Here is a 19,873-nt window from a genome sequence, read left to right on the forward strand (position 1 = left end):
AAGGAGACGACCATGGCCGTACGCCCCACCTGGCAGGGACATCTGAAACTGTCGCTGGTGACCTGCCCGGTCGCCCTCTACACCGCGACCTCGTCCACCGCCCACGTCAGTTTCCATCTGATCAATCCCGACACCAACAACCGGATCCGGATGGTGCCGACGGACCCGGACACCGGGCCGATCGAGCGCACGGATCTGGTCAAGGGCTATGAGGTGTCGAAGGACGAGTACGTCCTGTTCGATGACGATGACTTCGAAAAGGTGAAGCTGGAGACCACCCGGACCATCTGTATCGACAGCTTTGTCGACGAAGACGAGATCGATCGGCTGTACTGGAACGACCCCTTCTACGTCGTGCCGGAAAAGGGCGTCGGGGCCGAGGCCTTCGCCGTCATCCGCGACGCCATGAAAGCCGCCGGCAAGATCGCCATCGGCACCCTGGTGCTGCGCGGCCGCGAGCGTCAGTTGGCGCTGGAAGTGCGGAGCAAGGGCTTGGTCGCCTATTCGCTGCGCGCGCACGACGAGGTGCGCGAAGCCGACGACTATTTCGACGAGATTCCGTCGGTGAAGGCCGACAAGGACATGGTCGATATCGCCGCCAGGATCATCGCCCAGAAGCAGACCGACTTCGACCCCACGACCTTCAAGGACCGCTACGACGACGCCTTGCGCGAGATGATCACGGCCAAGCAGAAGGGCGGCAAGGACGTGATCGAGGCGCCCGAACCCGACGACACCAATGTGATCGACCTGATGGAAGCCCTGCGCAACAGCCTGAAGGGCGCGGCGACCGGCGCCAAGCCCGCAGCGAAGAAGAAGCCCGCCAAGGCGCCCGCGAAGAAGAAGACCGCCCCGCGCAAGACAGCGGCCTGACCAGCGAGGAATTGCACTGCACGACCGAAATGGGTGCAATGTGCAAAAGAGTGCAATTTCGAACCCTTACCGCCCCTGCTCCTTCATCGACTCGCATCGACCAGTATAAGGGCGTTTCGGAGAGCGGGCGGTGACTGCGGCATTTTCTGCGTCCACCGATTGAAAACGTTGGGTTTTTCTTTCAGGATTATGCGCGGAGGGCGTTCTGTCGCTATAGTCCCATGGCCTTCAGCACGGGGCGCAGACTGACTTCCCCCGCGCGAAAACCCTTCCATGGGTCGGCCTTCTTCAGCAGGGCGGGCGCGTCGTGCAGGGTGAAGGCCTTGGGATCGAGCCCGGCCTTGACCTGCCCCCAGGACAGGGGAAAGGCGATCCCCGCACCCGGCCGAGCACGCACCGACCAAGGCGCCACCGCCGTGGCCATGCGGCCGTTGCGCAGATAGTCGATGAAGATCTTCCCGCCCCGCGCCTTCTTGGCCAGGGTGGTGGTGAACCGTTCGGGATCGGCGCGCCGCACCTCCTCGGAGATCGCCTTGGCGAAGGCCTTGCACTGGTCCCATTCGATACGGCTGCGGCCGTCGGAACGGATCGGGACGACGACATGAAGCCCCTTGCCCCCGGTCGTCTTGACGAAGGGATGCAGACCCCGTTTTTCCAGCTCAGCCTTCACCGTCTTGGCCGCCGCAATTACCGCCGCGAAATCCAGGCCTTCGTCCGGGTCGAGGTCGAAGGTTACCTGCTCGGGCGTCTCGGGATCGCCCGGCCGACAGCCCCAGGGGTGAAGCTCCAGTCCGCCCGACTGAGCGACGGCGACCAGGCCGCCGACATCCGTGACGGCCACATAGGGATGGCGTTGATGGACGTCGATCAGCTTCAGGCGGGGGTTGGACCCCGGCATGGCGTGGCGCTGGAAGAAGGTCTCGCCCTCGATGCCGTCCGGCGCTCGGATGATCGAGACCGGCCGGTCGGCGACGTGGGGCAGAATCCGCTCCGCCGCCGCCTCGTAATAGCGCGCCAGATCAGCCTTGGTGATCGCCGCCCGGCCGCCGGCGGCGGGCCACAGTATCTTGTCGGGCTTGGACAGGGTGACCCCAGCGACGACGACCTTGCCAGGTGAGGAGGTTGAAGCGGTCTTGGTCTTCCGGACGGCGGGCTTGGCGGCCACAGGCGCCTGCGGATCGTCGTTCACGTCCTGGGCCGGCTTGTCCTCGCGCAGCCCCTTGAAGGCCGCGTGCCGCAACGACCCGCCCTCGGTCAGGCCGCCGTGTTCCAGCTCGGCGACGAGCACTGGCTTGACCCAATGGATGTCCTTGCCGCCACGCGGCGCGCCCTTGCCCACGAAAGGAGAGGCCTCGGCTGCCGCCTCCTTCAAGGCCGGCAACAAGGTCTTCAACAGTGGCGCGGCATAGCCCGTGCCGACCCGGCCGAGGTAGCGCAGCCCGTCTTCACCGGCCACGCCGACAAGCAACGACCGAAACCGCGTCCCGCCTTCGGACGACCAGCCGCCGATCACCACCTCGTCGCGGCCCCGACATTTGGACTTGACCCAGGTCGAGGACCGACCCGCCCGATAAGGGGCGTCCAGCGTCTTGGAGATCACGCCTTCCAGATCCATGCGGCAGGCGCTGTCCAGCACCGCCTGCCCGGTCGAGGCGAAGTGATCCACATACCGCAGCCGTTTGCGCGCCTTGGCCGGAACGCGGTCGACATGGGCCTGAAGCCGCGCCTTGCGGTGCGACAGGGGCAGGTCCCGCAGATCGTCCTCACCCTCGCGCAGCAGGTCGAAGGCGAAATAGACCAGTTCGCTCGTCTTCCCATCCGCGATGGCCGCCTGCAGGGCCGAGAAGTCGGGCGTGTGATCCTCGCTCATCGCGCACAGCTCGCCGTCCACCACCCCGTCGGGCCAGGCCGCCGCATCCGCCGCCAGTTCAGGAAAGCGATCGGTCCAGTCGTGGCCGCGTCGGGTGTAGAGTCGCGCCTGCCCGCCTCCGGTCGCCACCTGGATGCGGTAGCCGTCGAACTTGATCTCATGCACCCAGCCTGCGCCGCCGGGGGGATGATCGGCGACCTTGCACAGCTGGATGGGGACGAAGGCGGGCGGCTTCGCCAGGGTCGCCTCGCCCGATTTCGCCTTGGGCTTGGCCGGCCCCTTGCGCGCGACGGGGCGAGACGTGGTCCATTGCGTGTTGCCCTCGGCGATCTCAGCCAAACTGCGACCCGAGGCCACGGAGGCGTCGATCTCCATATTGGCGTCGCCCTCGCCCGGCACGGCCGCCTCGTCCTTTTCCTTAATCAGCAGCCAGTTGTTGCGCTTGGATGGCTTGCCCCGGTCGGACTTGAGCCGGACCAAGGCCCAGCCGCCGCTGAGACGTTCGCCGTGCAGGGTCATCTTCAGCGAGCCGCGCTTCAGGGCCGCCTCGATGTCCGGCTCCTGGGGCTCCCATTCGCCGCGATCCCACAACTGGACTGTGCCGGCGCCATAGTTGCCGGAGGGGATGGTCCCCTCGAACCCGCCATAGTCGAGCGGGTGATCCTCGACCTCCACCGCCAGACGTTTGACGGCGGGATCGCGCGAGGGGGCCTTGGTCACCGCCCACGACTTCAATACCCCATCGTGCTCAATGCGGAAGTCGTAGTGAAGCCGCGTCGCGGCATGGCGCTGGATCAAATAGGTCAGCCGGCCCTTGCGGGCCGATTTGGCCTTGCCCGCCGGTTCCGGCGTGCGGGTGAAGTCCCGCTTGGCCTTGTAGGCCTCAAGTCCGTTCGCCATGCCGCCTCGTCCAAACGCCTACTGACGCGGCGCGATCCGCCACACCGTGTTGGACAAGTCGTCGGCCACCAGCAGAATGCGGCGCTGGGCGTCGAAGGTCACGCCGACCGGGCGACCGCGCGCCTCGCCGTCCTTGATGAAGCCGGTCAGGAAATCGACCGGCGGACCGGCGGGACGACCGCCCGCGAAGGGCACCCAGGCGACCTTGTAGCCCGACAGGTCCTGACGGTTCCAACTGCCGTGTTCGCCGATGAAGGCGCCCTGGCTGAAGCCGCCGCCGAAGCCGCCGGCCGTGGCGAAGCTGAGGCCCAGGGCGGCAACGTGCGAACCGAGGGCATAGTCCGGCTTGACGGCCGTCTGCACCAGGTCGGGCTTTTGCGGATGGACGCGCGGATCGGTGTTCTGGCCCCAGTAGGAATAGGGCCAGCCGTAGAAGGCCCCTTCCCGCACCGAGGTCAGATAATCGGGGACCAGTTGCGGGCCCAGTTCGTCGCGCTCGTTGACCACAGCCCACAGGGCGCTGGTCGTCGGCTCGATGGCCAAGGCGGTCGGGTTGCGAATGCCTGTGACGAAGGTGCGGTGGGCGCCGGTCTGGCGGTCGATGGCCCAGACCACCGCCCGGTCCTGTTCGACATCCATGCCGCGCTCGCCGATATTGCTGTTCGAGCCGATGCCGACATACAGGGTCTGGCCGTCGGCGCTGGCGGTCAGGGACTTAGTCCAGTGGTGGTTGATCGCCGACGGCAGCTTGGTCAGTTCCTGACGCGGCGCGGTGATGCGGGTCTGGCCCGGCTGATAGTCGAAGCGCACCAGGGCGCCCTGTTCGGCGACGTAAAGAGCGCCGTCCACAAAGGCCATGCCGTAGGGGGCGTCCAGATTATCGATGAAGGTGGTGCGAACCTCGGGCTGTCCATCGCCATTGGCGTCGCGCAGCAGGGTGATGCGGTTGCCGCCCTTAACGGACGTCTTGCCCTTGGCCTTGATGACGCCGGCGATGAAGTCCTTTGGCCGCAGCTTGGGCGCGTGACCGCCTGAACCCTCGGCGATCAGGATATCGCCATTGGGAAGGACAAGAATCTGACGCGGAATCTTCAGGTCGGTCGCCATGGCCGTGACGACAAAACCGTCGGGCACGGTGGGAAGCTCGCCGTTCCAGCCGACCGGATTGGCGATCTTCATCGGCGGGACCAGGGTCTCGTTGAGGCCGGGAAGATCGGGGTTGGCGCCGGTCTGGTTCAGGTTCGGATCGCTGCGACTACAACCCGCCAGAGCCAGGACCGCCACGGTGGTGCAAAGGAGTTTCTTGATCATCACGCGATCTCCCGCACGGTCGTGTTGGAATAGACGATCCACCCGGCGACCAGCACCAGAACCGTCGACAGGATGGACAGGGTCAGGCCGAAGGCGCCGACCGAGCTCCAGGCGTCCTGGCTGTGCTTGAAGGCGTTGATCAGACCGACAATCCAGGCCAGGGCCAGGGCGACCACATGGATCACAGCGGCCCGGCGCGCAGGCGTGCGCCATGACAGGGCCAGATCGATGATGGCCCACACGCCGGCCACACCGCCGAACACCAGGGCGCCGACGATCAGCCAGGCCGAGAAGTTCGACCACTGCATCTGCGCGGACTTCAGATAGGCGATGTCGCTGATGACCGCGCAACTGAACAGGGCGATGGGAAAGGCCATCAGAATCCCGCGTAGCGGATTCAGCCTCTCACGGAAGGCGACGACAGCGGGCATGAGAGGGTTTTCCTGCGGCGTCGCCACGATACGGCGACGTCGAACCCAACACGCGGCCCGGTATTTGGTTCATCCGGTCGAGCGCGACCGAAGACAGCAGAACAGGCCGCCGAGCGAGACGCCGGCGGCCTGCCACAGGCTTAGAAGCGCTTGGTCAGTTGAACGCCGTAGGTCCGGGGTTCGTTGACGAAGGCGGTCAGGTTGTTGAAGTCGATGGCGCCGATGACGTTCTCTTCGTCGGTCAGGTTGCGAACATAGGCGGCCGCTTCCAGCCCCTTGTTCAGATCCCGCCAGCCGGCGCGTAGGCCGCCTTCGAAGTTGGTGTCCACCATGAACTCGACCGATTCATACAGGAACAGGTTGAAGTCCTTCTGCATGGCCCAGTCCGTCGAGGCGAAGAACTCGGTGTCGTCGCCCAGCGGCAGGACGTAGTTCAGCGTCAGGTTGGCGGTGTATTCCGGCGCCTGCGGGAAGGGGTTGCCGTCGACATTGGCCCGACGGGTCGCGCCCACAGTCACGATGGGGTCGGTGACGGTGCAGTTCGAGCCGCAGATGGCGACCAGCAGGTCGCCGTCCTTGATCTCGGTATGGTTCCACGCCGCGCCGGCCGACAGGCTGAAGCCCGCGCCCAGGTCGATGTCGCCGTCCAGCTCCAGGCCGTAGCCCTCGCCCTTGTCGGCGTTGATCAGACGGTTGGAGTTGTCCGCGCCGCCGATGGCGGTGAACTGCATATCGCTGACTTCATAGGCGTAAGCCGTCCCGTTCAGGCGAGCACGACCGTCCCACAGACGCGCCTTGAAACCCGTCTCATAGGACATGACGGTCTCAGAGTCGGCCGTGGTCAGGACCGGCAGATTGCGGCCCTGGATCGACGGACCGCGATAGCCCTTGGCCACGCGGGCGAACAGGTTGAGGCTGTCGTTGACCTCATACAGGGCGCTGACGTCCCAGCTGACCTGTTCGTCGCCCACCGAAACAGCGCCCGTGCCGCCCGCGCCCGTGCCGGTGACGATACGGCCTTGATAGTCGCGGTTGTCGTCCGTGTAACGCAGACCGGCCGTCACCTTCAGGGCCTCGGTCACCCGATAGCTGCCCTGACCGAATACCGACCAGGAGTCGGACTTCTGGGTGATGTCGGTGACTCGGGTCGGCTGAAGCCCGCCGACGCCGTTGAAGGTGCCCGAGACCAGATTGATGCGCTCGTCCCAATAGAAGGCGCCGATCTGCCAGCCGAGGCGGGCGTCGTCGTTTGAGGCCAGTCGCAGTTCGTAGGTGTTCTGCAGCAGGTCGCTGGACAGGGTGCCGGTCTCGGAGTTGAACGGCGTCTTGTAGGAGGCGGTCGTCGCGGCGCTGGCCACGCCGCCGTCGATGTCGCCGTCGCCCTGAGACCAGCCCTGGTACGAGCCGACGATGCCGGTCAGGGTGGCGGGGCCGAAATCATAGGCGACGCGCAACGACTGCGAGGTCGTCTGCTGCTTCTGGAAGTTGTTGCGGCCGCCGTCGTAATAGACGGTGTCGCGGTCGAAATTGCCGTTCAGTTCGTTGGAGCCCTTGGTCAGGGCGTTGGCGCGGTTCATCGTGCCCGTGCCGTCATAGTCGCGCGCCTGCAAGGTCAGCAGGGTCGACAGGCGGTCGGTCGGCGTCCAGGCGACGTGGACGCGGGCGGCCAGGTCGTCAAAGCCGCCCAGGTCGTCATCATTGGCGTCGGCGAAGGACGGGTTATAGGCGTTGTTGACCCAGTCGTCGCGGTGGTTCCACAGGATGGCGCCGCGCACCTGAAGCGTGTCCGACGCCGGCAGGGTGACGGCCGCCTCGGTCCGGGTCGAACCCAGGTTGCCGTAGGTCAGCGAGCCGAAGCCGGTGAAGGCGTCCGACGGCTTGACGGTGTCGATCTTGACCACGCCGGCCGGGGTGTTGCGGCCGAACAGGGTGCCCTGCGGTCCACGCAGAACTTCCAGCTGCTGCACGTCGAACAGGGGGAAGCCCTTCAGATAGACGCTTTCCAGAACGACGTCGTCCAGCACCACCGAGACCGGCTGCGAGGCGGTGAAGTCAAAGTCCACATTGCCGAGGCCGCGGATGTAGAAGCGCGGCGCATAACGACCGTTCGAGCTTTCCAGTTGAAGGCTGGGCACGCGCCCCGACAGCGACAGGATGTCGGCGCCGCCCGCCGAAATCTCTTGCAGCGTCTGGGTGTTCAGGGCGGTGACGGCGAACGGCACCTCGCGGATGTTCTCGCTGCGGCGCTGGGCGGTGACGACGATGTCGTCGACGCCGGCCGACTCAACATCGGTCTGGGCGAGGGCGGCGCCGGCGCTCAGCAGGGCGACGCCGCTGACGGTGGCGGCAAGCAGGGCTTGACGAAGCATGGGATTGTTTCCTTGGCGACATGGGAAGCTGTCGCGCGAGCCCGTAAGACTTCCCGAGACGAGTCGCCAGCCGAGACCACGTCGGAAATTTGAACCTTTGGAGACGCGGACACAGGGGCGCGACAATCGAGCAGACATCAACAGGCGCGACGTCGCGCGATATTGTGCCGCTTGATTTCAGATGCGAAAATGGAAGCTTGCGTGGCCTGGTTCCGCATCCCTCCCGACATCTTCAGGTTCGCGCATGTCCTTCGTCACGCCATCTCGCCGCCGGCTGCTTCAACTCGCCGGAGCGGCGGTCCTGACGCCCGGTCTGACGGCGGCTCGGCCAAACCCAGTGATCGGCCGCGTGCTCGCGGTCTCGGACATGCACTCGGCCTACGAAAGGACCGGCCGGCTTCTGGCGGCGTTCGAGCGCGAGGTGAAGTCTCAGGCCGTCCCCCATGTGATCGCGATCAACGGCGACATCTTCGAACACGGCAACGCCGTGTCCGTCCGCTCAGGCGGCGCCGTGGACTGGGCCTTCCTCGCCGAGGCGGCCCAGCTCGCGCCGACCGTGGTCAACCTGGGCAATCACGACAATGATCTGACGCCGGACCTGGCCGAGGTCGTGGCCCGGATGCGAAGCCTGGGCGTGCTGGTCGTGAGCAACATCGTCGACACGAGGACCGGGGCGACCTACGCCGCGTCAAGCACGACCGCCCCGTTCGGATCGCGGAGGCTGCGGATCGTCGGCCTGGCGACCAATGCCTTGAGCACCTATCCGCAGGCGTCGCGCCCGCAACTGTCCATCCCGGCGCCGGGCGAATGGGCGAGCGCCCATCTGGCCGATCTGACGCAGGGCGCCGATCCGGTCCTGGTCCTAAGCCACGCAGGCGTTGTGGCCGATCGCACCATCCTGCCCCTGCTGCCGGACGGAGCCCTTATGATCGGCGGCCATGACCACCTGCTGTTCCAGCATAGCCAGGGACGCAGCGCCTATGCGCACACCGGCTCCTGGACCAACGCCTATACAGTGGCGGACTTCCATGAAGACGGGTCGGTGACGGCTCAATCTCGAGCGGTCATGGCCGACGCCCCGTCGTGGCCGCCGCTACAGGGCCTGATCGACGCAACACTCGCAGCCCATATGACGGATGAGGACCGCGTTGTGCTGGGACGCCGGGCCGAGCCCCTGTCGCTCGGCGACACCGGCCGTCGCGTCGCCGCCGGCTTCGCCCAGGCGGCCGGCGCCGACGCCGGCTTCATCGGCCACACCACTCTGGGAACAGGCGCGCCGTCGGGACCGATCACGCGACACATGTTCAATTCCATCGTGCGGTTCGACGGCAGGCTGATGGGGGCCGATGTATCGTTCGCCCAGTTGGAAGGTTTCATGGCCCGCGCCAATCAGGACCGGCCGATTCCGCTGGACCAGCGCAGCGGCGACTTCCTCTATGGCGCGGAAGCGCGCCCGGAGACCGGCCGCTCAGGACGGGCAGGCGTTGCGCGCATCGTCACGACCGACTGGTGCGCCACAAACCAGGGCGAGTATTTTGGAACCACGATGCTCCCGTTTGCCGAAATAACGGATCGCCGCGTGAAGGCGGTCGCCGCCGCGGCGCTGTTCAAGGCCTGAGCAAGCCTTGGAAAAGGAGGGTGCTGTGCGGCTGTCGCGGGGCCCTCAGATCCTCAACGACCCCGCGCGGCTCGGGCAGGTAGCGCTGCACATAGATCTGGTCCGCCTTCAAAGTCAGCCCCTGCTCCATAAAAGCCCTACAGGCCCAATCAAGACGCTCTAGCGGGCACGGCATTGAGTGGGCTCGACATGGCCAGAATCTCCCGCACGATCCTGGCCATGATTGGTCGCATCGCATCGCGCTGTGCCTCGGCGGCTGTGGGCGTGTCGCGAACCACCTCCACCCCAGCTGCGAGAGCGAGCAAAAGCCGGGCGCGCTCTGTTGCTCCCTCCCCGCCCAAAGCCCGGGCAAGCGTGGGAATGAGGCGACGCTCGAATATATTGCAGATCAGAGCCCTCGCCGTCGGGTCAGACGCCGACCGCACCGCGACCAGGATAAGGTCATCGATACGCTCTTGTGCGACGACGCCATGCTCATCCAGTACTTCCGCCCCGTCTTCACGACCGACAGGCTGATCGAAGATCTGACTGAAAAGGTCCGTCTTGGATTCAAAATGCCGGTAGACCAAGGCATGGTCGATGTCCGCTTCCACCGCGATCTCGCGCAGGCTGGCTCCGAAACCGCGCTGGATAAACAGTTTGCGCCCAGCGCAAAGTATAGCGTCGCGCGTGACCGGCTGACCGCGTCTATGCCGGACGGAGCGTCGTCCCTGTTTTGGGGATTTGGAGCCATCCCCTTCGATGGCGCCGGGGACGTTTGGGCGTGTCATGAGATGCTCACGGCACGGACGACATCCCCGGCGCAGATCACCGCAGCCCTCCGCCGAGCGTGCGATACAGCTCCACCAGATTGGTTTCGCGGCTGAGGCGGGTGTTCAGCAGTTGCTGCTCAGCGCCGTACGCGGTTCGTTGCGCGTCCAGCGCCGTCAAGAAGGACGAGACTCCGACGCGATAGCGGGCCTCGGAAATCGTCGCCGCCGCCCGCGCAGACTCGGCTCGAGCCGTCTGGGCCGAGACCTGTTCAGTGATCGTGCCACGCTGGGCCAGGGCGTTGGCGACTTCGCTGAAGGCCGTCTGTATGGCCTTTTCATACGTCGCCACCGCCGCTTGGGCGTTCGCCTCAGCCAGGCGGACATTACCCAGCCGGCGGCCCGCGTCGAAGATCGGCAGGCTGACGCCGGGCGTCACGCTGTAGGCGTAGCTGCCGTCCGAAAAGAGGTCGGACAAGGCCGAACTGGCGCTGCCGTAGGAGGCTGTCAGAGAGATGGTCGGGAACAGGGCTGCGCGAGCCGCGCCAATGTCGGCGTTTTCCCCCCGCAACTGATGCTCGGCTTGCAGCACGTCCGGGCGCGCCAGCAGAACCTCCGACGAAACACCTGTCGGCAATTCCGCCAAGGTCGCGCCTGTGTCGCTCAGACCTTCCGGCAGAAGATCGGCGGCGACCGGCGCTCCGACGAGCAGTTCCAACGCATTGCGATCCTTGGCGACCGTGGTTTCCAGCACAGCGACGTCATTGCGCGCCGATTGATACTGGACATCCGCCTGACGGGCCTCCAGCTCGGACGCGGTGCCCAGCCGGAATTGCGCCTGGGTCAGGGATAGGGTCTCCGCATAACTGTCGAGGGTCTGGCGCGACAGTCGAAGTTGGTCCTGGTCCGCTGCGAGCGTCAGCCAAGCGGTCGCGATTTCCGCGATCAGGCTGATCCGGGTCGAGCGTTGGCCCTCCTCGGTCGCGAGATACTGCTGAAGCGCGGACTCGCTCAGATTACGGACCCGACCGAACAGATCGATCTCGAAGGCCGAGACGCCGAGATCGGCCGAATAGGACTCCACGTCCGATCCCGGCGCAGCCCCGGCGGCCGCGACCTGGGACGCATTGTCCGTATAGGTCGCCGATCCGCTGACAGAGGCGGTCGGAATCCGGTCGGCGCGGGTCACGCGGTACTGGGCGCGCGCGGCCAGGACATTGGCCGCCGCGACCCTGAGATCGCGATTGTTGTCCAGGCCCTGGGCTATGACCTGACGAAGACGGGCGTCGGTGAAGAAGTCCCTCCACCCCAGGTCAGCGACGGGCGCGGGGTTGCCCGCCGCGTCTGGATAGACCCCGCCTTGCGGCAGCGACGCCGGAACGACGCCCATTGGCTGAACGAAGGCGGGGGCGAGATTGCATCCCGACAGCAGCGCCGCCCCGGCCAACAGGATTGAGATCGGTTTGATCATGGTTTGACGCTCTCGGCGGCTGCGCCGCTCTGAAAGGTGGGACTGGGGGGCGAGGCCGGCTTGCGTGACTTGAACAGGTTGGTGACGACGACGAAGAACATCGGCACGAAGAAGATGGCCAGGATGGTGGCGCTGAGCATGCCCCCGATCACCGACTGTCCGATGGCGTTCTGTCCCCCTGCGCCGGCGCCGGTCGAGATCGCCAGCGGCAGGACGCCGAAGATGAAGGCCAGACTGGTCATCAGGATCGGCCGCAGCCGGAGCCGCGCCGCCTCGACGGCCGCCTCCATGGCGCCCATGCCTCGACGCACCCGCTCCTCGGCGAACTCGACGATCAGGATGGCGTTCTTGGCCGCCAGACCGATCGTGGTGATGATGCCGACCTGGAAATAGATGTCGTTCTGAAGCCCCGTCAGTTGCGCCGCCAGAACCGCCCCCAGAACCCCCAGCGGCACGACCAGCAACACCGCCACAGGCACGGTCCAGCTCTCATAGAGGGCCGCGAGGCACAGGAAGACGATCAAAAGCGACAGGGCGTACAGAGCCGGCGCCTGGCCGCTCGACATCTGCTCCTCATAGGACAGGCCGGTCCATTCCAGCCCGGTCCCTGGAGGCGTTTTGGCATGGATCGCCTCCATAGCGGCCATAGCCGCTCCAGAACTGACGCCTGCGGCCGGCCCGCCCTGGATCTGCATCGCGGGCTCGCCGTTGTAGCGAGTCAGTTGGACCGGGGCCTGCGCCCACGACTGGGTGGAGAAGGCCGTGAAGGGCGCCAATTCTCCCGAAGCGCCGCGAACGTAGAAGTCGCTCAGGGACTCGGGCTTCTGACGATAAGGCTGATCAGCCTGGACGTAGACCTTCTTGACCCGGCCGCGGTCGATGAAGTCGTTGATATAGGTTCCGCCCCAAACCGTGGAGACGGTGCTGTTCACAGTCGCCAGATCAAGTCCCAAGGCGGCGAGCCGGTCCTGGTCGATGTTGATCTTGAGCTGGGCGGCGTCGTCCAGCGACAGCGGACGCACCTGGGACAGGCTCGGATCCTGGGCCGCCATGCCCAGCATCATGTTCCGCGTCTGCAGCAGGCCTTCGTGGCCTGCGCCCGTGCGGTCGACCAGCCACATGTCGAAGCCGGTGGCGTTGCCGAGCTCGGACACGGCCGGCGGCACCAGGGCGAAGATCATGGCGTCACGGTATTGGGAAAAGGCGCCCATGGCCCGACCGGCGATCGCCTGGGCCGTGTTGGCGGTCCCCTTGCGCTCTTCCCAGTCCTTCAGCCGCACGAAGGCGAGGCCTGCGTTCTGACCCTGGCCGGCGAAGGAGAAGCCGCTGATCGTGAAAACGCCCTCGACATTGGCGGCCTCGGTCTTCAACAGGTGGTCGCGGACCACGTCCAAGGCCTTGTCGGTCCGGCTGAGCGTGGCGCCGGAAGGCCCCTGAACCATGGCCATCATCATGCCCTGGTCCTCTTCAGGCAAGAAGCCGCCCGGCAGGCGCATGAAGGCGAACGCCATCACGCCGCAGATCAGGAGATAGACCAGCCCCGAACGTTTCCAGCCGTTGGCCGTCTTGCGGACCCCGCCTTCGTAGCTGACGGTGGCCCGGTCGAAACTGTCATTGAACCAGGCAAAGAAGCGGCCCAGCGGTCCGGTCCCATGGCTCTGGGACGGATCGTGCGGTTTCAGAATGGTGGCGCACAGGGCCGGCGTCAGGATCATGGCGACCAGCACCGACAGGATCATGGCCGTAACGATGGTGATCGAGAACTGGCGATAGATGACGCCCGTCGATCCCCCGAAGAAGGCCATGGGCAGGAAGACCGCCGACAGGACCAGGGCGATGCCGACCAGGGCGCTGGTGATTTCGTCCATCGACTTGCGGGCGGCTTCCTTGGGGGAGAGCCCCTCGGTCTGGATCAGTCGCTCGACGTTCTCGACCACGACGATGGCGTCATCGACCAGCAAGCCAATGGCCAGGACCATGCCGAACAGGGTCAAGGTGTTGATGGAGTAGCCGAACAGACTCATCACCGCGAACGTACCCAGCAGCACGACCGGTACAGCGATGGTCGGAATAAGGGTGGCCCGCCAGTTCTGCAGGAACAGGAACATGACGATGAAGACGAGGACCACGGCTTCGATCAGGGTGTGAACCACCTGTTCAACGGAGAGCCGCACGAAAGGCGTGGTGTCATAGGGATAGGTGACCTTGACCCCGGCCGGCAGGGTCTGGGCGATGCGCGCGACTTCAGCCTGAACGGCCTCGACCGTATCCAGAGCATTGGCGCCGGGCGCCAGCTTGATCCCGAAACCGCTCGCGGGCTTGCCGTTGTACTGGCTACGGAATCCATAGGATTCCGCGCCCATTTCGACGCGGGCGACATCGCGCAGACGCACAATCGCGCCGTTGGTGTTGGTCTTGACGCGGATGGCGCCGAATTCTTCCGGGGTCTGAAGGCGCGACTGAACCGAGACGGTCGCGTTCAGCATCTGGTCTTCAGGCGCAGGCAGGGCGCCGATCTGGCCTGCAGAAACCTGCGCGTTCTGAGCCTCGACCGCGCTGGTGACATCGGCGACAGTCACTCCGTACCCCGACATCTTCAGCGGATCGAGCCAGATCCGCATGGCGTATTGGGAACCGAATACCTGGATCTCCCCCACGCCGTTGACCCGACTGATCGGGTCCTGGAACTTGGAGACGACGAGATCGGACAGATCGACTTGGGTCTGGGAGCCGGTGTCGGCATAGAGTCCGGTGATCAGCAGGAAGTTGCTCGACGACTTGGCGACGGTGACGCCAAGGCGTTGCACCTCCGTAGGCAGTTGCGAGGTGGCGGCCTGCAGTTTGTTCTGGACCTGCACCTGGGCGATGTCGGGGTCCGTTCCCTGCTCAAAGGTCAGGGTGATGGTCGCATTCCCGGCAGAAGACGAGGACGACGAGAAGTAGCGGAGGTTATCGATGCCCTTCAGCTGCTGCTCGATCACCTGGGTCGTCGTGCGCTCCAGGGTTTCGGCGTCAGCGCCGGGATAGTTGGCCGTGATGGTCACGGCCGGCGGGGCGATGGTCGGAAACTGCGCGATAGGCAGGCTGCGGATCGCCAGCACGCCGGCCAGCATCAAGCCGATCGCAAGGACCCATGCAAAGATGGGCCGATCAATAAAGAAACGGGCCATGGGCTAGTGCGCCTGCGCCGAGGTTTGAGCAGGCTTGCCCGACGGCGCACCAACGGCCTGATAGGGCGAGGCCTTGACCGGCGTACCCGGCATCAGGTTCTGGGCGCCTTCGACCACCACACGGTCTCCGGGCTGCAGGCCGGAAGTCACCATCCAGTCTTGCCCCACGGTCCGGTTGGTCGTGATGGGGCGAGGTTGCAGCTTGCCGTCAGCTCCGACCACCATCACCGAGGCGCCGCCCTTGGCGTCACGGCTCACAGCGCGTTGCGGCGCGAGGATGGCGTTTGAGGTCGAACCCTCCACCAGCACCGCACGAGCGAACATGCCCGGAAGCAGCAGCCCATCCGGGTTGTTGAAGATGGCCCGAATGTTCTGGCTGCCGGTATCGGCGTCCACGGTGACGTCAGCAAACTGAAGCGTTCCGTCCTGACCGTAGGTCGAACCGTCTTCCAGCACCAACTTGACCCGGGCGCCATTTGCATCGCGGGACAGAGCGCCGGACGCAATCTGCTGACGAAGCTTCAACAGGTCTGCGCTGGACTGCGGGATATCGACATAAACACGGTCGATCCGCTGGATCGTCGCCAGGGGCGATGCCTGGGATGCGGTCACCAAGGCGCCGACGGTGAAGCTGGAACGTCCGATCCGGCCCGAGATCGGCGCGCGGACAGTCGTCCGGGCCAGATCGATCTGAGCCGTGCGAAGCGCCGCGACCTGGGCCTGAACATCGGCTTCGGCCTGCTGCGCGCTCGTTTGGGCGTCTTCCAGCTCTTGCTGCGAAACGCCGTTGATCTTGACCAATTCCTGATAGCGGCGCGCCAACCCGGCGGTGGAAGCCACAGCCGCTCGCGCCCGAGCCAGACTCGCCTGAGCGCTGGCCACTTGCGCCTCATAAGGGGCGGCGTCGATGCGATAGAGCGCCTGGCCGGCACGGACGTAGTCGCCTTCCTCGAACAGGCGCGCCGTGACGAGGCCGTTCACCTGCGGACGAACCTCCGAAGTTTCGGCCGCGCTGATCCGACCCGGCAACTCCGTCGTCAGGGTGATGGGGCTGATCTTGATTGTAACGACCGAGACCTGCGGCGGACCAGCGGTCGGCTGCTGAGGCTGTGACGAACAGCTCGCGAGGAGCAACGCCAGACCCATCGCCGGAGCGACAACTTTCATCCTTAACCTCTCGCAAACCATATGTGAACGAACGCTCACTCACTGTTGCACAGGTGTTAGTCGTGGGCTATGGGCCCTGTCAAGTGAGGATGAGTACCAGATGGCTTCGGCGGCGAAGGCGAGAGAGCAACGAGCGCGTGATCGGCGCCAGACGTTGATCGACGCAGCGCGCGCGCTGTTCGTGAAACAGGGTTTTCACCAGACCGGGATGGCTGAACTCGCTACAGCCTCAGGTATAAAAATGGGCCAGATCTATCGGGATTTCGACAGCAAGGACGATATTATCGCCGCCATATGCGAGCAAGACATCTCTCTATTGTTGTCGGATGTCCGCTTGTTCGACGACTCCAGGATCGGCGGGCCTGAGGCTTTGAGAACTTGGATCGAGGACTATGTCGCTCATCAACCCGGGCTGGACCAATGCAGGATGATGACGGAAATTTCGGCAGAAGCCGGCAGAAACCCACGTGTCGCACACATTCTGATGGATTTAGAATCCCGACTGCTGACGAAGCTTGATTCTACCCTGAACGCCCTGACCAATGGTCGGATCGAGCCCATCGTTCGCTTGCGCATCGTCAAAATCATGTTCGCCCTGAACTTGGGTCTGATGATCCAAAGAGCGGCTCAGCCCGACTATGACACCACAGGCGCCCTGCGTCCGGCGATGGACCTGATCCTCGGCAAACTCGAACGCCTGATGCTCCCCAAATAGATCAACGCAAGCCACGAACCAGCTTGTGCCCCAGATAGAAGACACCCGACCCGCCAGCGAAGACAGCCGCCCCCAAGAGAAACCACAGTGGGCTTCCATCACTCTGAACGCCGGGGAGAAAGCTTGCGACAAAGCCAGCGAGACAAAGTGCGGCGCCCATTCCGCCGAGATCGCTACTCCACTTCAGCATCGTCCCCGCACCGGGCATAGGCCGAAGGCGCGTGGCTAGCTTCGATTTTGGGTCGTCGTAATCTGGTGCGGACATGGTGGCTCTGCTCACTAGAAAGTCACATCTCCCCGGAAGGTCCGCAACGGGTCGAGACCAGGAATCGAAGCCCGTCCGGAATGCAGACTTTGGACCGCGGTGCCCGACAGCAGACCTTTCGAACTTCAGAGAGGGGTGGGAAACGAACGTGTGTTCGTGATAATTGGCGAACATGGGTATTCCTGGCGTCATACTGGCCGAGTTGCGCCGAATCATCGGTACGGGTGATGGCCAGCTTGAATGGCTGGACCTCATTAGATGGTCTCACGCCCAAAACATCAGCATCCCGGAATTTTATAACGATATAGCGGAAGCTGTTGCTCGATCGTACCAAGGCCGAGAGATTTCATACATCGAAGCAGACGGTATTGTGAACAAACTGTACCTTAACTGGGTGCTACATGAGCAATGCAAAACGCCCATACCTCCTTGGCCAGACTTGTTTTTGGATATCTATCTGGCGTTTGATGGCGGCGAATATCGTCGAACCGACGCGAAGGAACATGACCCGATTGTGGATTGTACCGATCCCGCTGTGGAAGCCATTCTTTCACGGTTGGATAGCTGATCGGCGATAGGCGACAAGTGCGGGTCCGCTAAGGGTCGGAGTACGACTTCGGTGTCAGGCCGAAAGACGGACTCACGTGTCCCCTACGACGGCGGAATAGCGCTCGGGATCATCCACAGCGGCGGGGCATCTACGACAGGTCTAACAGGAGCCCTCTATGGTGCGATCATCTACGACCAGACCTGGCTCAAAGTCACCGTCAGCAGAGACTTTCTGGACATTACCTCATCAGAACGATGTCTTTCGCTACTACCGGTCTGATTCCGCCTCGGCGTTGGCATCCGGAGCGGACATCCGCACCGCCCTCGTCCGTTTCGGGATCGACGCCAGCCACGGCTATGAACGAATCCATGAAAGCGCCTTGGCGGACCTGACGCGCCTCCTGATCGCCTATGCCGACAGCGACGTTGAAATCGGCCGTGGCGCAGATCGGCTATCACCCCCTAGGCTTTCATAATGATCAAGGGACCAGAGGGGGCACGTCACTGCAGAGAATGGGATCGGATCACCGGCGTCATCGTTGATCACGAAAACGGAATGAGTTGTCAGGCGTGTATCTCGCACTCTCTCGACACGCAGAAGGTGAAGGCCGCTCCACCCAAGTCACTGTACGTCACGTCAAGAGATCCCCCGTGGCGTTCCACAATTGTTCGCGTAACGGATAGACCGAGCCCCATCCCAGACGTCTTCGTTGTCATGAGCGGTCTGAAGATCGTCTCAATCTGGTCAGGCGCCACGCCGGGACCGTTGTCCGAGACGCTGAGTTCAAAGATCGTGTCGGAGATCGCTCTTCCCACCACCCGGATTATGCCGTCGGTACGGCCAGTTAAGGCTTCGGCGGCGTTCCGCACCAAGTTGACCACCGCCTGTTGGAACTGGATGCGTTCAGCGCGGACGTGATCATTGGTCTCATCGATGATGATCTCCAGAGCGACGCCGGCGTCGCTCTGGATTAAGGAGAGGATCCCATTCAGATCACCCACCATTTCTGAGACACGCTCGACCTGAAGGTCGCGGCTCTCATGGGAAAGCAATTGCCGCATGCGACGTATGATCGATCCTGCGCGCAAGAGCTGCGCCTTCGCAAGGTCGAGGGTTTGGCTCGCGCTTGCGCTGATGGGATCGGCTCTCTGAAGGACGCGTTGGCAGGCGTGGATGTAAGTGGTGGCGGCCCCTAACGGCTGGTTCAGCTCGTGCGAGAGGGTCGCCGCCATCTCTCCGAGGGAGTTCAAACGCCAAACCTGATTGAGCTGAGCCTTAAGCTCCCTAGATCGCGCCTCCGCACGCTCGATATTCCGGGCCTGGGCCCTGCGAGCGGAGATGTCTCTGATATTGGCATGTATTCGAGGCCCTCCGCATTCATGAGTCACCGACATCCAAAGTTCGATGTCGAGATCAGAGCCGTCTCGCCGCTTGGCCGGCAGTTCAATTCGACGCCCCAAGCGCGCCGCCCCGCTCTCCTGCCACCGCCGTATTCCCTGCCGATGCGCTTCCTGCTGCTCCGGAGGAACGATGATCGTCACGTTAGCGCCGAGGGCCTCCTTTGCGGGGAAACCAAACAGGCGTTCTGCGCCCACCGACCAACCCACGATCCGGCCTGCGACGTCGCAGTCAATGAGGGCGTCTGCAGAAGCGGCCAACGCCTGACGCATCGCTGCGGTGCGGTGACGTTCCGTGAGTTCGGCTTCGCACGCTTCCGCCAGGAGCTTCAATCTGGAGACCAGACGTGGGTCACAGACTCTCGGTCGGGGATCAAGCACGCTGAGCGTGCCCACCGTTTGGCCGTTTACCGTCAGCGGAACCCCGGCGTAGAAGCGGATGTAGGGCTCCCCCGTCACGTAACGACTGTTGCGAAACTGCGGGTCCGCCAACGCATCGGACACCCACGACACGCTTGCTGGGTTCAACACCGCGTGGCTGCAAAAGCTATCGGCGGGATCTATGAAATCACTGTCGAACCCCGCTCCGCCCACGACATAGATGCATGAGCGTTCGACGAGGCTGACTAACCCCACGGCGGATTCGGAGATGTTGGCGGCTAGCGCGGCAAGAACCTGCAGGCTTGGATCACGCTGGCCTGGGACGAGCCCGAGGGACTGAAGCATCGCCAGACGCTGGCTCTCCGCTGTCAAACTCTCAGCCTCCATCAGGTGATCGTGGCACGGTGAAGCCTGTTTGCACAGCCCAACCGCGCGAGCCCAGATCAACAGATCGCCCACCGTACTGCTGAGCCCGGCCTCGCCATACACGCCCGGTCATCGATAGCGGCGCGGCCTCGATGAATGTGGAGCCGAGGGAATATTAGCTCATCGCCAGATGAGGGATCACGAGGCGAGAGGCGTTGAAGACGGCCTTGGTGAAGCTTGATCGTGCTGAAAGGGATCAGACGGAAGCCC

Annotated in this window: 14 protein-coding genes; 5 read left to right on the forward strand and 9 right to left on the reverse strand. The window is 64.2% G+C overall.

All coding sequences use genetic code 11. The features are described 5' to 3' along the window. Window positions 1-12: 12 nt before the first annotated feature. Window positions 13-873 (forward strand): non-homologous end joining protein Ku, encoded by an 861-nt coding sequence (gene ku / locus PKE72_RS06365; RefSeq protein WP_271164526.1) that lies wholly within the window; start codon window positions 13-15, stop codon window positions 871-873. A gap of 211 nt (window positions 874-1,084) precedes the next feature. Here ku and ligD read toward each other — a convergent pair whose 3' ends face one another. The 4 genes from ligD to PKE72_RS06385 form a co-directional block, all read right to left on the reverse strand. Further along, window positions 1,085-3,643 carry a DNA ligase D gene (gene ligD / locus PKE72_RS06370; protein WP_271164527.1) on the reverse strand — a complete coding sequence of 853 codons (2,559 nt, stop codon included), beginning with the start codon at window positions 3,641-3,643 and terminating at the stop codon, window positions 1,085-1,087. An 18-nt stretch (window positions 3,644-3,661) separates the two neighbouring features. After that, window positions 3,662-4,954: a PQQ-dependent sugar dehydrogenase gene (locus PKE72_RS06375; protein WP_271164528.1), complete on the reverse strand. Its 1,293-nt coding sequence runs from the start codon at window positions 4,952-4,954 to the stop codon at window positions 3,662-3,664. After that, window positions 4,954-5,385 (reverse strand): DUF2231 domain-containing protein, encoded by a 432-nt coding sequence (locus PKE72_RS06380; RefSeq protein ID WP_271164529.1) that lies wholly within the window; start codon window positions 5,383-5,385, stop codon window positions 4,954-4,956. Before PKE72_RS06380 ends, PKE72_RS06375 begins: the two co-directional genes overlap by 1 nt. Window positions 5,386-5,525: 140 nt before the next feature. Continuing rightward, a complete protein-coding gene (locus PKE72_RS06385; RefSeq protein WP_271164530.1) occupies window positions 5,526-7,754 on the reverse strand; it encodes a TonB-dependent receptor in 2,229 nt (742 codons plus the stop codon). A 244-nt stretch (window positions 7,755-7,998) separates the two neighbouring features. On the opposite strand from PKE72_RS06385, the gene PKE72_RS06390 reads away from it, so the two are divergent. Then, the gene (locus PKE72_RS06390; RefSeq protein ID WP_271164531.1) at window positions 7,999-9,372 is read left to right on the forward strand and encodes a metallophosphoesterase; all 1,374 of its coding nucleotides are present in this window, start codon (window positions 7,999-8,001) and stop codon (window positions 9,370-9,372) included. A gap of 149 nt (window positions 9,373-9,521) precedes the next feature. On the opposite strand, the gene PKE72_RS06395 is transcribed toward PKE72_RS06390, so the two are convergent. The 4 genes from PKE72_RS06395 to PKE72_RS06410 are packed head-to-tail and all read right to left on the reverse strand — an operon-like array spanning window position 9,522 to window position 15,929. After that, on the reverse strand, window positions 9,522-10,142 hold the full coding sequence (locus tag PKE72_RS06395) for a TetR/AcrR family transcriptional regulator (RefSeq protein WP_271164532.1): 621 nt from the start codon (window positions 10,140-10,142) through the stop codon (window positions 9,522-9,524). A 37-nt stretch (window positions 10,143-10,179) separates the two neighbouring features. Continuing rightward, window positions 10,180-11,592 (reverse strand): efflux transporter outer membrane subunit, encoded by a 1,413-nt coding sequence (locus PKE72_RS06400; protein WP_271164533.1) that lies wholly within the window; start codon window positions 11,590-11,592, stop codon window positions 10,180-10,182. Next, window positions 11,589-14,762, reverse strand: coding sequence for an efflux RND transporter permease subunit (locus PKE72_RS06405; RefSeq protein WP_271164534.1), 3,174 nt, complete (start codon window positions 14,760-14,762; stop codon window positions 11,589-11,591). The genes PKE72_RS06400 and PKE72_RS06405 overlap by 4 nt, the downstream gene beginning before the upstream one ends. 3 nt (window positions 14,763-14,765) lie before the next feature. After that, a complete protein-coding gene (locus tag PKE72_RS06410; protein WP_271164535.1) occupies window positions 14,766-15,929 on the reverse strand; it encodes an efflux RND transporter periplasmic adaptor subunit in 1,164 nt (387 codons plus the stop codon). A gap of 100 nt (window positions 15,930-16,029) precedes the next feature. Here PKE72_RS06410 and PKE72_RS06415 point away from each other — a divergent pair, with 100 nt between their 5' ends. The 3 genes from PKE72_RS06415 (at window position 16,030) to PKE72_RS17510 (ending at window position 17,934) form a co-directional block, all read left to right on the forward strand. Then, window positions 16,030-16,644 (forward strand): TetR/AcrR family transcriptional regulator, encoded by a 615-nt coding sequence (locus PKE72_RS06415; RefSeq protein ID WP_271164536.1) that lies wholly within the window; start codon window positions 16,030-16,032, stop codon window positions 16,642-16,644. A 437-nt stretch (window positions 16,645-17,081) separates the two neighbouring features. Beyond that, window positions 17,082-17,477 (forward strand): hypothetical protein, encoded by a 396-nt coding sequence (locus tag PKE72_RS06420; RefSeq protein ID WP_271164537.1) that lies wholly within the window; start codon window positions 17,082-17,084, stop codon window positions 17,475-17,477. Between the two features lie 157 nt (window positions 17,478-17,634). Next, on the forward strand, window positions 17,635-17,934 hold the full coding sequence (locus PKE72_RS17510) for a hypothetical protein (protein WP_373878071.1): 300 nt from the start codon (window positions 17,635-17,637) through the stop codon (window positions 17,932-17,934). 88 nt (window positions 17,935-18,022) lie between these two features. Here PKE72_RS17510 and PKE72_RS06425 read toward each other — a convergent pair whose 3' ends face one another. Beyond that, window positions 18,023-19,624, reverse strand: a complete 1,602-nt coding sequence (locus PKE72_RS06425) for a GAF domain-containing sensor histidine kinase (protein ID WP_271164538.1) — start codon at window positions 19,622-19,624, stop codon at window positions 18,023-18,025. Window positions 19,625-19,873 lie beyond the last annotated feature (249 nt).

The organism is Brevundimonas intermedia, from assembly GCF_027922165.1.
Classification (GTDB): domain Bacteria; phylum Pseudomonadota; class Alphaproteobacteria; order Caulobacterales; family Caulobacteraceae; genus Brevundimonas; species Brevundimonas intermedia.